Genomic DNA, 11,792 nt, shown 5'->3' on the forward strand with positions numbered 1-11,792 from the left:
CGTTAGCCCTCGTTCTCACACTCAGACTCGCGCTCGCGCTCATTCGCTCCCGGTCGTGTCTCTCCCGAACAGGTTCGGCCGCAGGCTTACCGACGGCGCGGGCGACGACTCAGTCGTGATGCCAGAACACGCCGCGCTCGACGACCTTCCGGCACAGATGCACGCGCCCGTCTTCGAAACCGACAGACCGAAAACCGTCAGACTCCGCCTCGAGGCCGGGGACGAGGTGCCGGCGCACTCCCATCCCGGCTTCGACATCGTCTTCCACGTCGTCGACGGCCGGATGGAACTCGCGCTCGACAGCGAGACGCACGAGGTCGCGGCGGAGGAGTTGCTGCGGTTCGGCGGCGACCGCGACATCTCGCCGCGCGCGCCGGTTGATAGTAGCGCAGTGCTCGTGTTCGCGCCGGCTGACGACTGAACCGCGGGGTCACGACGAACGAAAAACGGACGCCTACTGTTTTTCGCCCGACAGCCGATTCAGCGCCGCCTCGAATCCCTCGGACAGCGACAGCGACTCCGGGTCCGACTCGTCGTCGCGCTCGTCCGTTGGCGTCCCGGCATCGGTGGTCGAGCCGTCCGTCTCCGCCTGCGCGTCGCCCGCGTCCATCGCGTCGAGTTCCGCGTTGATGGCGCCGGCCTGCTGGTGCATCGGCGCGACGCGGACCCGGACGCGGTCGTAGTCGTGGCGGTCGGCGAGGCCGTTCCACGCCCGGAACGCGCCGACGGTGAGCGTCTTCGACTGCGGGCAAAACGGCGTCGTCGGCGTGAACTCCGCGCGGAGGACCGACGGGTCGTCTCGGTCCTCCGCGTAGCGGAAGCCCGCGTTGGGGTGTCGTCGGTCGAGATTTAGTCGCGCGAGGTTGTAGCCGAACGTCACGTCGTAGACCCCGCGGTCTTCGAATAGTTCGCGGGCGACCCGGTGGACGGCGACGTGGTCGTCGCCCTCGAGGACGCGGTGACCGTCGAGGAAGGCGTCCGGGTCGGGCAGGTGCTCCGGGACGAACTGGTCGCTATCGTCGAAGCGGTCGGCCCGCGACCCGCCGCCGAACAGGGACGAAATGTCTGGCATAGTCCGAAATAGGGTCGCCACGGGCGTAGGCCCACCCCCGAACACGTTCACCACACTGTGCGGGGTGCCGGCGCTCCGGCTGGGTCGGAGCGGTCGACTACATACTGAACCGTCCACCCAGTCTCGAAGTGGCTTTATCTGCGGTCTACATCTACTGTACACCGCTTACGGAACGATGAGTTCTAACCAATCGCTCGAAATTCTTGCCGTGGCTATTCTCTATCTGTGCGTGTTTGTGATGGTCGTCGGACCAGCTATCGAGTCGATACTCGGCTTTGAAACGCTCTCGATGGATGCCACAAGCGGCGTTGAACGCACATGGGACTTAGTCTCGAAACCACAGGGCTGGGTTCTCTGTCTCGGCTACGTCCCAGTTCATTTCGCGTACCTGTTCATCCGCGCACGACTCGCTGGCGAATCGGTTGACACCTACTGGGACTGACACGCCAAGATGTGTGAATACGCCCTCTACATCTTGCACGCACCTTCTGACAGACGTCGGGTGAGTCTCAGCAGGTGTGCTGAATCGAGTGCGCGCCTCGGTTGTGGGAAGGGAGCTACTGATGCGGACGAGCCACGCGTAGGACAAACAGCGAGGACGCGTCTCGGAACGCAGGTTACCGAAATATCGTCACGACAGAAGCTGCTTTGGACGCACTCATCTCCGATTTATTTGTCGCTGTATCCGGTCGCGAACGTCGTCCGCGGAGTCGTATATTTCGTTGTCGACCGAAGCGAGCACCTCGTCGAGGGGTTTCCACCCTCCTTGCGTTTCGACCTCGTAGTCGCCGTAGTTCTCGGCGAGTTGCTCCGTTGTGGTCGGATAGTCTTGAACTTCGAGTGCATCGTCGAGATCCCCAAGTTCCTTCCCGGGTTTGGGTTCGTCGGCGCGGTTACGTGCCTCTTGGAGCGCTCGCTCGCGCTGGCGCTGTTCTTCGTTGGCGGCTTGCTTATCTCGTCCCTGTTTATCGTCTGGCATCCTTGGCTTCGCATTTTGAAAGCGAACGGCATAATGCTGTGGTCGATTCTCGGTATGTCGCTTCCGCCACACGGGTTCTGTCAGTCCCGGCGGGGTTCAACAGCGTCAGGTAGAAAACCGGTCAGTCCGGGGACTGCCGGCCGGTGCGATGGCGCTACTGCGGGTCAGGGTCGGGGTCGAATATCTCGGGGTCTTCCGGCCCTTCGGCGCGGACGACCGCCATACAGCCCTTGCGGACGACGCGGGACAGCGAGTGGTCGACGAGTTTGAAGTCGCCGGGGACGGGCGAACTCATCGTTGCGATGGTCGTGCTCCCCGGCGGCACTTGTCGCGTCTGGATGTGGGTCTGCGGGTCGGTCGTCAGCGACCCCTCGGGGTAGAGCGTCTCCCAGACGCTCCCGATGGGGTGGAAGCTACTGGAGAGGTTCGGCCCCCCGTCGACGAAGTACACCCGGACCGTCTCGTCGAGGCCGACCGTCGCGGCCGGCCCCCGACCGTTGGGCGTCCACGCGTACTTCTCGCCGTTCATGAGGACGTACGTCGGGTCCTCGTTCCGCATGGCCTCGTAGTCGAAGCTGTGTTGGCCCTCCTCGCCGGCGTCCTTGTCGGTGTAGAGTTCGTGCTGGCCGAGGTATATCTCGTGGTCGACCTCGGGCATCCCCTCCGGCGGTTCGACGAGGATGAGGCCGAACATCCCGGCGCTGATGTGCATGTCCATGTTCGGCACGGCGCAGTGGTAGATGTACGCGCCGGGGTAGGTGGCCTTGAACCGCAGGTGCGCCGTCTCGCCGGGGTTCGTCATCGTCGCTTCCGCGCCCCCGCCGGGGCCGGCGACCGCGTGGAAGTCGACGTTGTGCGGCATGGTGTTTTCCTCGGGGTTCTCGAACGTCACGTTCACCGTGTCGCCCTGCCGGACGCGGACGAGCGGGCCGGGAACCTGCCCGTTGTACGTCGTGTAGGTGAACGTCACACCGTCTTCGACCTCGGCTGTCACCTCCTCCGGCCGGAGCGTCACGTCGACTTCGGCGGGTTCGCGCCGGTCGATGGGACCGGGGATGTCCGTCGGGTCGGCCGCGACTTGGTCGACCAGATTCGTCGAACTCTGTTGTGTCGGTTCCTCCGTCTCGTCGAGCGACTGCGCGGCGGTCGGTGCGTCCGTCGCACAGCCGGCGAGCGAGGCGACGCCGCCGAGTCCGAGCCACTGGAGCGTCCGCCGCCGGGTCGTAGATAGCATCTGTGTCTCCCTCCAGTTGAATCGAGTGCCCGAACACGGGTATAAACGAACAATGGTTGTACGGTTGGGAGACGCACTCCGAACATCTTCGCGAGTCGTACCACGCCGCGAGACGCGAAGAAGCGCGGCCGCTTTCGAGCGCGTGAATCCCGAGAAGACGAACGGTCAGTTCAGTCGTCGCCGACGAAGCGGTCACGGCGGTACCGGCACTGCTCGCAGAAGAACTGCGCGAGTCCCGCTGGTTGTGTGCCGGTGAAGGCCATCTCGGAGCCGCAGTCAGGGCACCATTCGGAGTGGGTGGTATTCGTGTGGTCTGAACTCATACCACGTACAAACGCGTGAGGAGTTATTACATTAACGATTATGCCAAATTGCGCGCGATTGATACGTTTCGGGCCGCAGACGGGGCAACGCCGACGTTATCGAGGGGCACGTAGGAGGAGGGTCGGTGACGGCGACGACTCAGGGTTCCCAAATCGCGGTGACGACGCCGTCGTCTCGCTCGGCGGAGCAGTAGGCGAACCCCCGGTCGTCGAGCTTCGGGTAGAGGAACTTCGGCTCGCGGTCGTTGAGCTGGACGAACACGGTGTCGCCGTCGAGTGCGGCGAGGCGGTTCATCGTCTCCGTGAGCGGTTCCGGCGGCGGCAGCTCCCGAACGTCGAGGAAGCTCACCGCTCGTTCGCTCGGTGCGTCGAGTCCGTCGAGGTACGCTTCGTGCTCCATACCGGTGTCGTGGGGCCGCCGGAGCAGGAAGTTCACCCCGAACGTGTTCGTCCCGTCGCCACCGGTCTTGCGGCCGAACGCGTTCGGGGTGTGGCTCACCTTTCACGCCCTCGAACCACCCGACCAGAGCCATGTCTCGACCGCCACACCTCGACACCGACACGGGCACGGGGAGCGACGCGGACGCGCCGCCGACGGCGACCGCCCCGCCGGACCCGTCGAGCATCGACACCTCGCGGCGGCCGTTCGTCCTCATCTGGGAGGTCACCCAGGCGTGCGACCTCGCGTGCGACCACTGCCGGGCGGACGCGACGCCGGCGCGACACCCCGATGAACTGACGACGGCGGAGGGAACGCGCCTGCTCGACCAGGCCCGCGAGTTCGGCCCCGGGCAGCTCGTCGTCCTCTCCGGCGGCGACCCACTCGCCCGCTCGGACCTCGTCGACCTCGTCGAGTACGGGACCGACATGGGCCTCAGGATGACGCTCACGCCGAGCGGGACGTCGTCGCTGACGTCCGAGACGGTCGCCGCCCTCGCCGACGCGGGCGTCAAGCGCATGGCGCTCAGCCTCGACGGCGCGACCGCGGCGTCGCACGACGCCTTCCGAGGCGAAGACGGAAGCTTCGAGCAGACCGTCGCGGCCGCCCGCGCGGCCCGCGAGGCCGGGCTCCCGCTCCAGATAAACACGACCGTCTGCGCCGAAACGGTCGACGAACTCCCCGCGCTCTGCGACCTCGTGGCCGACCTCGGCGCGGTCCTCTGGTCCGTGTTCTTCCTCGTCCCCGTCGGTCGGGGGCGCGTTCTCGACCCGATTTCCCCCGAACGCGCCGAGCGCGTCATGGAGTGGCTGACCGAGGTGAGCGAGGAAGCGCCCTTCGGCGTCAAGACGACCGAAGCGCCCCACTACCGCCGAGTCGCCATCCAGCGCCGGCGGGACGCGAGCGACGCGCCCCCGACCGACGGCATCGGCCGCCGACTCGGTATCACCGCCGGTGACGGCTTCGCCTTCGTCAGCCACACCGGAGAGCTGTTCCCGTCGGGCTTCCTCCCCGCGTCCGCCGGCTCGGTCCGCGACGGCGGACTCGTCGAGCGGTACCGCGAGAGCGACCTCTTTCGGTCGCTCCGGGACCGCGACGCCCTCCGCGGGAAGTGCGGCGCGTGCGAGTTCCGCCACGTCTGCGGCGGCAGTCGCTCGCGGGCCTACGCCCACACCGGCGACCCGCTGGCCAGCGACCCGCTCTGCGGGTACGTGCCCGCCGACTACGACGGCCCGATACCCGGGACTCGGTCGGCGGGCGACTGACGCCTCGGGAAGTGGCAGCGCACGGGAAGCGACCCGAACACGTTCGGGACAACCGCTTGCATCCGTCGCCGCCGAGGTGTAGCTGATGACGCGCGACACAACCTTTACGAGACGGCGCTTTACGGCACTGACTGCGACGGCGGCGCTGTCGACGGCGCTCGCCGGCTGTTCCGGCTCCGGCGGTGACGCCGCGAACGCGGCCGCGGCGGACGGGGACGACGCGACGACCGCCGAATCGACCGCCGAGCCGACGACCGAATCCGGCGGCACGACCGGCGGCGACGACGGTTCCGGCGACGGGAGCGCTCCACAGTTCGACGGCTGGTTCGACAACGTCGACAACTACGACGGAGTGCTGGACAAGACGGGGAGTTCGACGGTGACGGTGACTGTTGGTGCGCAGGCCAACGGCGGGGCGTTCGGGTTCGGCCCGGCCGCCGTGCGGGTCTCGACGGGCACCACGGTCGTCTGGGAGTGGAACGGGAAGGGCGGGTCACACAACGTCGCCGCCGCCGACGGCGGGTTCGAATCGGAACTCGTCGGCGACAGCGGTCACACGTTCGAACACACCTTCGAGGAGGCCGGGACGTACAGATACGCCTGTACGCCCCACGAGACGCTCGGCATGAAGGGCGCGGTCGTCGTCGAGTAGCGTCCGGCCACGTCGTTTTTCGGTCTGTTTCCGCCCGCAGTCGGTCGGTTCTCGACTGCCGCGAACTTCTTCTTCCGGTGCGACGAATCTCTCGCATGGGCCACCCGCTCCTCGCCGCCGCGCGCCGCCGCCCCTCGATGACGTTCGCCCTCGCGGGCGGCGCGTTCGCGCTCTGGTACGTTCTCGCCGACCCAGTGGTCGCGTTACTGACCGGCGGCGACCCTGCCGTCCCCTCCGGACCGATGGTGGTGCTCGTCGCCGGGGGCTTTCTCGGGGGCGGCCTGCTCGCCAGCCTGCTCTGGCGGCGACTCGGCGGGGCGAACTCCCGAGTCCGCGGCGCGCTCGTCGGCGGCCTCGTGGGGTTGCTCGCGCTTCCGGTCCCGATGTACCTGCTCGAACTCGCGGTCGTCGTGATGGAGGGCAGTCCGTTCGAAGCGTCGGCCGGCGCGGGGCCGGTCTCGGCGCTCGTGGAGACCGTTATCCTGTTTCTCGTCGTCCCGCTGTTGCTCGGGGCGCTGGGCGTGATTGCGACCCTCGGCGGAACGGTCGTCGTCGGGGCCGCGACGGGGCTGGTACTCGCGTGGGAGTGAGTCGGGAGTCCACCGGCGGCATAAATCGGAAGAGGTGAATCAGTCGCTGGTGGCTCGTTGAATCCGCTTACTGGTGGGTGTACGGGACACGGACAACGGGTGTGTGCAGCGGGTTGGATTGACAGCCACGATAGTACAGCATCGAAGAAAACGTAACAATCGAAGCACAGATTATATATCTGAAGTACCCTTCGTCAGGTGTATGGAGTCCACTTCCTCCGCCAACTGCTGGCGTTGGCACGCGTCACGGGAAGTGGACAGTGTCTCGGTGTAGGGTCTGACGGGCTTCACCCAACGATACCACCGCGATGCTCACTCGCTTCTTCGCTGTACCGCACTCCAAGTGACTACCCTATCAACACCACCAATGCCAGCAGAAGACAACTTCACCGTAACGCCCTACGCCGTCGAAGGCGACATCGACTACGACCGACTCCTCGACCGATTCGGAGCCGACCAACTCACCTCCGAACAGAAAACGCGATTCCCCGACCCCGGCCACCCGCTCGTCCGTCGAGACGTCTTCTACGCCCAACGAGATGTAGACTCGTTCCTTGATGCCGCAAACGATGGCGAACCCCATTCAATTGTGACCGGACGTGGCCCCTCCGGGCCGATGCATATCGGCCACATCTTCCCCTTCTACTTTGCAAAATATCTCCAAGAGCAGACTGGCACACGCGTCTACATCCCGTTCTCCGACGACGAGAAGTACGTTCTCAAGGACAAATCGCTCGACGAAATCAGCGACTACACTCGCCAGAACCTCCGCGACCTCCTTGCCGTTGGCTTCGACCCTGACCGCACTCGCATCATCGTAGATACAGCAGACGCCGACGTGGTGTACCCACTTGCTACTGCCTTTGCAAAGGAAGTGACCCAATCGACAGTCGACGCGACGTACGGAGAACCGGAGAATATCGGCCTGTCGTTCTNGTACCCACTTGCTACTGCCTTTGCAAAGGAAGTGACCCAATCGACAGTCGACGCGACGTACGGAGAACCGGAGAATATCGGCCTGTCGTTCTACCCTGCCGTGCAAGCAACTCATCTGCTCCTTCCACAACTTGTCGAGGGACGCCACCCGACACTCGTTCCAATTGCAGTAGACCAAGACCCGCACGTACGCGTCTGTCGTGATATCGCCGCGAAGCAACGCTACGACGTGAGCAAGCCCGGGGCATTGCTTTCGAAGTTCCTCCCGAGTCTCGAAGGGCCGGGAAAGATGAGTTCGTCTGACGACGCCCCGAGTATCCTCCTTTCGGACGACCGAGAGACGGTCACCGATAAAATCCGGACGTACGCGTACTCAGGTGGACAGACGAGCATCGAGGAACATCGGGCGAAAGGTGGGAATCCAGAGGTTGACGTCCCCTATCTATTGTTGTACTACTTCTTTGAGGAGAGCGACGAGCGGGTTGAACAACTGGCAGCAGATTACCGTGAGGGCTCTCTATTGAGTGGTGAACTCAAGGCATTCGCGGCAGAGCGTATCGCGGATTTCCTCGAAACTCATCAAGCACGTCGGTCGGCACTCGGTTCGCTGGAAGACGAGTTGTCTGCATATCGACTGACTGAAACCGAGCGGCAGGCTGCAAGAAGGCGGGCAGGATATCCCGATAACGAACTCTCACGACAGTAGGCATATCGTTTCACCGTTCCCCTACAGTAGTTGAGATCGACTGTCTCAATGCATACGGTTCTCAAATTACTTTGTGGTCGAGAGCGACTTCGTCAACAGAGTGATTATTGCTCCCGTCGGAAACTAATAGTGCGGTTTCACCGACTCGGTTGATTCGAGTCTGTTGTTCCTCTGAGATGACGGTCTAGCGCATCAGTAACCTCTTCACGCTCGTGATGGACCCAATGTGAAGCGTCAGGAAACATCCGTATCTGGCCGTCTTCACAGTAGTCGATGCTTCTTTCAGCCATTGAGGGTAGGAGGGCTATGTCATCTTCTCCCCAACAAATCAGCGTCTTCTGGGTAACGATGTCGCATGATGGGTGTTCCGACCGACGGAATCCACGATACCAATTAATCCTCGGCTCAATACCTGTATGCTGCCAAGCCGCCTTGTAGCGGTTAATCGTTTCTTCGTCGAATGTCCCTTCGTTCGAGGTTATTTCAAGCGAGTCAACCATATTGGCCATATCGTTCCGACGCAGCATCCACTCGGGGAGCTTCGGTACCTGATAGAACCAGACGTACCAGCTCCGGAGAATTTGTTCGAGGCTAGACCGTAAGGTCTCTCGATACACCGTGGGGTGTGGGACGTTTAAGATTCCGAGACGATTAACAACAGATGGATAACAGAGTGCGACGTTCCAAGCGACGAACCCGCCAAAGTCGTGCCCGACTACGTGGGCCGAGTCTCGGCCCTCGCTGTGAATCAATTCGCGCACGTCAGCGACTAATTCCGATTGCCGGTAGGCATCGACCTCATCAGGTGCGTCGCTCAGATTACAGCCTCGCTGATCCGGAACAACCACTCGAAACCCGGCCTCAACGAGCGAACGAATCTGATGACGCCAGCCGTACCAGAAATCGGGATGTCCGTGTAGAAGGACGACCAGAGGTGCGTCGGGATCGCCGGCGGTGACGACGTGTAACTGCACGCCATTGATGTCACGATAGGTCGATTCGACATCGTGCCCACTGAGCAACGATGCATCAGTCGTTGTAACCGTCTCTGTGGCCATGGGTCTGGGTTTCGTCGTCGGCATCGTGCTCTCGTGGGAGGACATACGCGACAAAGCTGAATACGAGAACTGCCGCACCAATGTGGCTCCTTATATCTCCTGAAGCTTCTGGCTACTGTACGGCGGGAATCTCACTGACGCTACGATTCGTGAGCGAAGATCAGAATCAGTGAACGAGCTCGCTGAACACGCGTTCTTCGGCTTTCCGAAGGTGCTCACCGACTGTTCCGGGAGAAATCCCAACGATGTCGCCGATGTCTTCGAGTGACGCTTCGCGGGGCTCACGATAATATCCTAGATCAACTGCTGCCTCAAGCACTTCCTCCTGCCTCGGTGTAATCATTCTATTGAGCGATGATTTATCAGTCTTATAATCTCCCAGTCCAAGGACCTCGAATGTGAGTTGATCCATTTTCCTGGCGTATTCGTATAACTGACTGAACGTTTCGTCAGTTCCCAGGTAAGTGATTTTAAGGTGATTCTCGGACGTGAAGTGAATCGGGGTCTCTATCACCAGCAGTGATTCCTGTTGCAGTTGAAGAGATCGGCGAACCGCTTCTGTCGGTTCGAATTGGCTCACAGCCATCCATCGGTCTTCACCCGCAGTAAGATAACTAGTGACATGAGACGAATCCTCCATAATCTGTTTGTATCGTTTCTTACTGCCGCTTGCCTCGGCAAACAGGAGGACAGTATCATCATCAAGAAGCTCAAGATGATGGATAGCCCGCCGCCTGATCGACGGGTCATCCGCCAGTTCCTCTCCGAGTGGATGGAATGCCGCCCCTCCATCTGGTTTGACTAAGGCAGTAAGGTATCTCATAGCGTCAACCAAAACTGCGCGCAGTAAAATACCTCTGTAATCGAGGTTTAACTGGAAATAGGCGCTAAGTCCCCTTCCTCAAGGAGCAACGCAGGGAGCGAAGCGACCGAGTAGCGCAGTAGGGAGGGGATACAGCGCCGCACGATTCTCAAACACGTTCACTGCCCGGTCCACAGGCCCACCGCTACCTTTATGTCTATCCATAGTCTATACATCGGTGATGGATAGGTTTGAAATCGAAGGCGAAGAAGTCCTCGACGGGACGGCAAAACCGTCGGGGAATAGTGCCCACGTCATCGTCCCCAAACGATGGCGCGGAGCCGACGTGAAAGTCGTCCGCGTCTCCGAACCCGATTCAGACGAATAGATGCAGTACAACTACAAGTATCGACTTGACCCGTCGAAAGCCCTCACAGAGACGCTTCTGCACCACGTCGATACTTGTAGGCAACTCTACAACCACGTCCTCCACCTGCTCAACAAGACAGACGACAATCCCGCTCGCTACGAGATTCAGGGACGACTCCCCGACCTCAAAACGTGGTGGAGCGACCTCGGAGATGTTCACTCGAAAGTTCTCCAGATGGTCGTCAAGCGCATCTACGACAACCTCTCCACGCTTAAAGCGCAGAAGGAGAACGGACGTGCTGTGGGGATGCTCAAGTGGAAACCCCCTCGGGAGTATCGCTCGCTCACCTACAACCAGTCCGGCTTCAAGCTCAAGAATACGAGTGGTCGGCCCGTGTTGTGGTTGAGCAAAATCGGTGAGATTCCGATTCCCCTCCACCGAGACATTCCCGAGAACGCGACCATCAAACAGGTCACGGTCAAACAAGAACCCACGGGCGAGTGGTTCGCCACGTTCGGTATTGACGTGGATGAAGCCACGCCCGAGAAACCGGAGACACCCGAGCGAGTCGTTGGAATCGACGTGGGGATTCTCAAGTACGCCCACGATACTGACGGGTACGCCATCGAGAGTCCCGACTTCAGCGACGAGCGCGAACGGTTGGAACGCGCTCAACGCAACCTCTCACGGAAGGAACACGGGTCTGCGAATTGGGAGAAACAACGCCGAGTGGTGGCCGAACGCCACGCCGACCTGAAGCGGAAGCGACGAGACTTCCTTCACAAGTTGTCGAACTATTACGCCACCGAGTACGACTTGGTGGCCGTCGAGGACTTGGACGCAAAGGGCTTGGTCGAACTGCCGGGCAACTCACGGAATCGAGCAGGTTCGGCATGGGGAACGTTTCTACGGATGCTCGAATACAAATGCGACCGAGAGAGAACGCACTTCATCGCGGTTGACCCGAAAGACACGACGAAAGAGTGCGCCGCCTGTGGAGTCAAGACGGACAAGCCGCTGTGGGTCCGTGAACACTCCTGTCCTGCCTGCGGGTTTGAGGTGGACAGGGACGCGAACGCGGCGTGGAATATTCTTTCTCGCGGTCTCGAAGATGTAGGAGTGGGATACTCCGAATCAACGCCTGTGGAGACTGCGCTTCCTGTGGATACTTTGGTGTCTGCAAAGCGCGTCGTTGAAACAGGAAGCCCCACCCTCAAGGAGCGAACGGCGTCAGCCGTGAGCGAGTAGGGTGGGGTAGTTCACACCTCCTACTGGTGAGGTAGCGTGGCTACGGGACCCTACCGAGACCTAACAGCCGAAGGACGATGCAACAGCAACAGTTCTTGACCGTCAACCCACTCGTGGA

At 61.7% G+C, this 11,792-nt stretch carries 15 protein-coding genes; 8 read left to right on the forward strand and 7 right to left on the reverse strand.

Annotated elements, in window-relative coordinates; genetic code table 11:
* The first annotated feature begins 118 nt into the window (after positions 1–118).
* Positions 119–421, forward strand: a complete 303-nt coding sequence (locus C457_RS15705) for a cupin domain-containing protein (protein ID WP_008096185.1) — start codon at positions 119–121, stop codon at positions 419–421.
* A 33-nt stretch (positions 422–454) separates the two neighbouring features.
* Here C457_RS15705 and C457_RS15710 read toward each other — a convergent pair whose 3' ends face one another.
* A complete protein-coding gene (locus C457_RS15710) occupies positions 455–1,072 on the reverse strand; it encodes a hypothetical protein (protein WP_008096187.1) in 618 nt (205 codons plus the stop codon).
* Between the two features lie 175 nt (positions 1,073–1,247).
* Here C457_RS15710 and C457_RS15715 point away from each other — a divergent pair, with 175 nt between their 5' ends.
* On the forward strand, positions 1,248–1,514 hold the full coding sequence (locus tag C457_RS15715) for a hypothetical protein (RefSeq protein WP_049913654.1): 267 nt from the start codon (positions 1,248–1,250) through the stop codon (positions 1,512–1,514).
* A gap of 216 nt (positions 1,515–1,730) precedes the next feature.
* On the opposite strand, the gene C457_RS15720 is transcribed toward C457_RS15715, so the two are convergent.
* The 4 genes from C457_RS15720 to C457_RS15730 all read right to left on the reverse strand — a co-directional run bounded on the left by C457_RS15720 (position 1,731) and on the right by C457_RS15730 (position 4,107).
* Positions 1,731–2,051, reverse strand: coding sequence for a DUF5789 family protein (locus C457_RS15720; RefSeq protein WP_008096191.1), 321 nt, complete (start codon positions 2,049–2,051; stop codon positions 1,731–1,733).
* A gap of 154 nt (positions 2,052–2,205) precedes the next feature.
* A complete protein-coding gene (gene nirK, locus C457_RS15725) occupies positions 2,206–3,285 on the reverse strand; it encodes a copper-containing nitrite reductase (RefSeq protein ID WP_008096192.1) in 1,080 nt (359 codons plus the stop codon).
* A gap of 170 nt (positions 3,286–3,455) precedes the next feature.
* Positions 3,456–3,608, reverse strand: coding sequence for an HVO_2142 family zinc finger protein (locus C457_RS20455; RefSeq protein WP_008096193.1), 153 nt, complete (start codon positions 3,606–3,608; stop codon positions 3,456–3,458).
* A gap of 139 nt (positions 3,609–3,747) precedes the next feature.
* Positions 3,748–4,107: a DUF2249 domain-containing protein gene (locus tag C457_RS15730; RefSeq protein WP_008096194.1), complete on the reverse strand. Its 360-nt coding sequence runs from the start codon at positions 4,105–4,107 to the stop codon at positions 3,748–3,750.
* 32 nt (positions 4,108–4,139) lie between these two features.
* On the opposite strand from C457_RS15730, the gene C457_RS15735 reads away from it, so the two are divergent.
* The 4 genes from C457_RS15735 to trpS all read left to right on the forward strand — a co-directional run bounded on the left by C457_RS15735 (position 4,140) and on the right by trpS (position 8,196).
* Positions 4,140–5,312, forward strand: coding sequence for a TIGR04053 family radical SAM/SPASM domain-containing protein (locus tag C457_RS15735; protein WP_008096195.1), 1,173 nt, complete (start codon positions 4,140–4,142; stop codon positions 5,310–5,312).
* Positions 5,313–5,397: 85 nt separating this feature from the next.
* Positions 5,398–5,964: a halocyanin domain-containing protein gene (locus C457_RS15740; protein ID WP_008096196.1), complete on the forward strand. Its 567-nt coding sequence runs from the start codon at positions 5,398–5,400 to the stop codon at positions 5,962–5,964.
* 95 nt (positions 5,965–6,059) lie between these two features.
* Positions 6,060–6,554 (forward strand): hypothetical protein, encoded by a 495-nt coding sequence (locus tag C457_RS15745; protein ID WP_008096197.1) that lies wholly within the window; start codon positions 6,060–6,062, stop codon positions 6,552–6,554.
* A 367-nt stretch (positions 6,555–6,921) separates the two neighbouring features.
* A complete protein-coding gene (gene trpS / locus C457_RS15750) occupies positions 6,922–8,196 on the forward strand; it encodes a tryptophan--tRNA ligase (protein WP_049913655.1) in 1,275 nt (424 codons plus the stop codon).
* A 137-nt stretch (positions 8,197–8,333) separates the two neighbouring features.
* Here trpS and C457_RS19845 read toward each other — a convergent pair whose 3' ends face one another.
* Both C457_RS19845 and C457_RS15755 read right to left on the reverse strand, forming a co-directional pair.
* The gene (locus tag C457_RS19845; RefSeq protein ID WP_199514362.1) at positions 8,334–9,254 is read right to left on the reverse strand and encodes an alpha/beta fold hydrolase; all 921 of its coding nucleotides are present in this window, start codon (positions 9,252–9,254) and stop codon (positions 8,334–8,336) included.
* A 166-nt stretch (positions 9,255–9,420) separates the two neighbouring features.
* Complete coding sequence (locus tag C457_RS15755) at positions 9,421–10,077, reverse strand: helix-turn-helix domain-containing protein (RefSeq protein ID WP_049913656.1); 657 nt, start codon at positions 10,075–10,077, stop codon at positions 9,421–9,423.
* Between the two features lie 220 nt (positions 10,078–10,297).
* Here C457_RS15755 and C457_RS20215 point away from each other — a divergent pair, with 220 nt between their 5' ends.
* Together C457_RS20215 and C457_RS15760 are read left to right on the forward strand one after the other, a co-directional pair.
* The gene (locus tag C457_RS20215) at positions 10,298–10,444 is read left to right on the forward strand and encodes a DUF2080 family transposase-associated protein (RefSeq protein ID WP_007543159.1); all 147 of its coding nucleotides are present in this window, start codon (positions 10,298–10,300) and stop codon (positions 10,442–10,444) included.
* The gene (locus C457_RS15760) at positions 10,445–11,674 is read left to right on the forward strand and encodes an RNA-guided endonuclease InsQ/TnpB family protein (protein WP_008096211.1); all 1,230 of its coding nucleotides are present in this window, start codon (positions 10,445–10,447) and stop codon (positions 11,672–11,674) included.
* Positions 11,675–11,792 lie beyond the last annotated feature (118 nt).

The sequence above is a fragment of the Haloferax prahovense DSM 18310 genome (genome assembly GCF_000336815.1).
Classification (GTDB): domain Archaea; phylum Halobacteriota; class Halobacteria; order Halobacteriales; family Haloferacaceae; genus Haloferax; species Haloferax prahovense.

Coding starts and splice junctions, on each gene's coding strand:
- C457_RS15705 (WP_008096185.1), top strand. CDS start 119: ATGCCAGAACACGCCGCGCTCGACGACCTTCCGGCACAGATGCACGCG.
- C457_RS15710 (WP_008096187.1), bottom strand. CDS start 1,072: ATGCCAGACATTTCGTCCCTGTTCGGCGGCGGGTCGCGGGCCGACCGC.
- C457_RS15715 (WP_049913654.1), top strand. CDS start 1,248: ATGAGTTCTAACCAATCGCTCGAAATTCTTGCCGTGGCTATTCTCTAT.
- C457_RS15720 (WP_008096191.1), bottom strand. CDS start 2,051: ATGCCAGACGATAAACAGGGACGAGATAAGCAAGCCGCCAACGAAGAA.
- nirK (WP_008096192.1), bottom strand. CDS start 3,285: ATGCTATCTACGACCCGGCGGCGGACGCTCCAGTGGCTCGGACTCGGC.
- C457_RS20455 (WP_008096193.1), bottom strand. CDS start 3,608: ATGAGTTCAGACCACACGAATACCACCCACTCCGAATGGTGCCCTGAC.
- C457_RS15735 (WP_008096195.1), top strand. CDS start 4,140: ATGTCTCGACCGCCACACCTCGACACCGACACGGGCACGGGGAGCGAC.
- C457_RS15740 (WP_008096196.1), top strand. CDS start 5,398: ATGACGCGCGACACAACCTTTACGAGACGGCGCTTTACGGCACTGACT.
- C457_RS15745 (WP_008096197.1), top strand. CDS start 6,060: ATGGGCCACCCGCTCCTCGCCGCCGCGCGCCGCCGCCCCTCGATGACG.
- C457_RS19845 (WP_199514362.1), bottom strand. CDS start 9,254: ATGGCCACAGAGACGGTTACAACGACTGATGCATCGTTGCTCAGTGGG.
- C457_RS15755 (WP_049913656.1), bottom strand. CDS start 10,077: ATGAGATACCTTACTGCCTTAGTCAAACCAGATGGAGGGGCGGCATTC.
- C457_RS20215 (WP_007543159.1), top strand. CDS start 10,298: ATGGATAGGTTTGAAATCGAAGGCGAAGAAGTCCTCGACGGGACGGCA.
- C457_RS15760 (WP_008096211.1), top strand. CDS start 10,445: ATGCAGTACAACTACAAGTATCGACTTGACCCGTCGAAAGCCCTCACA.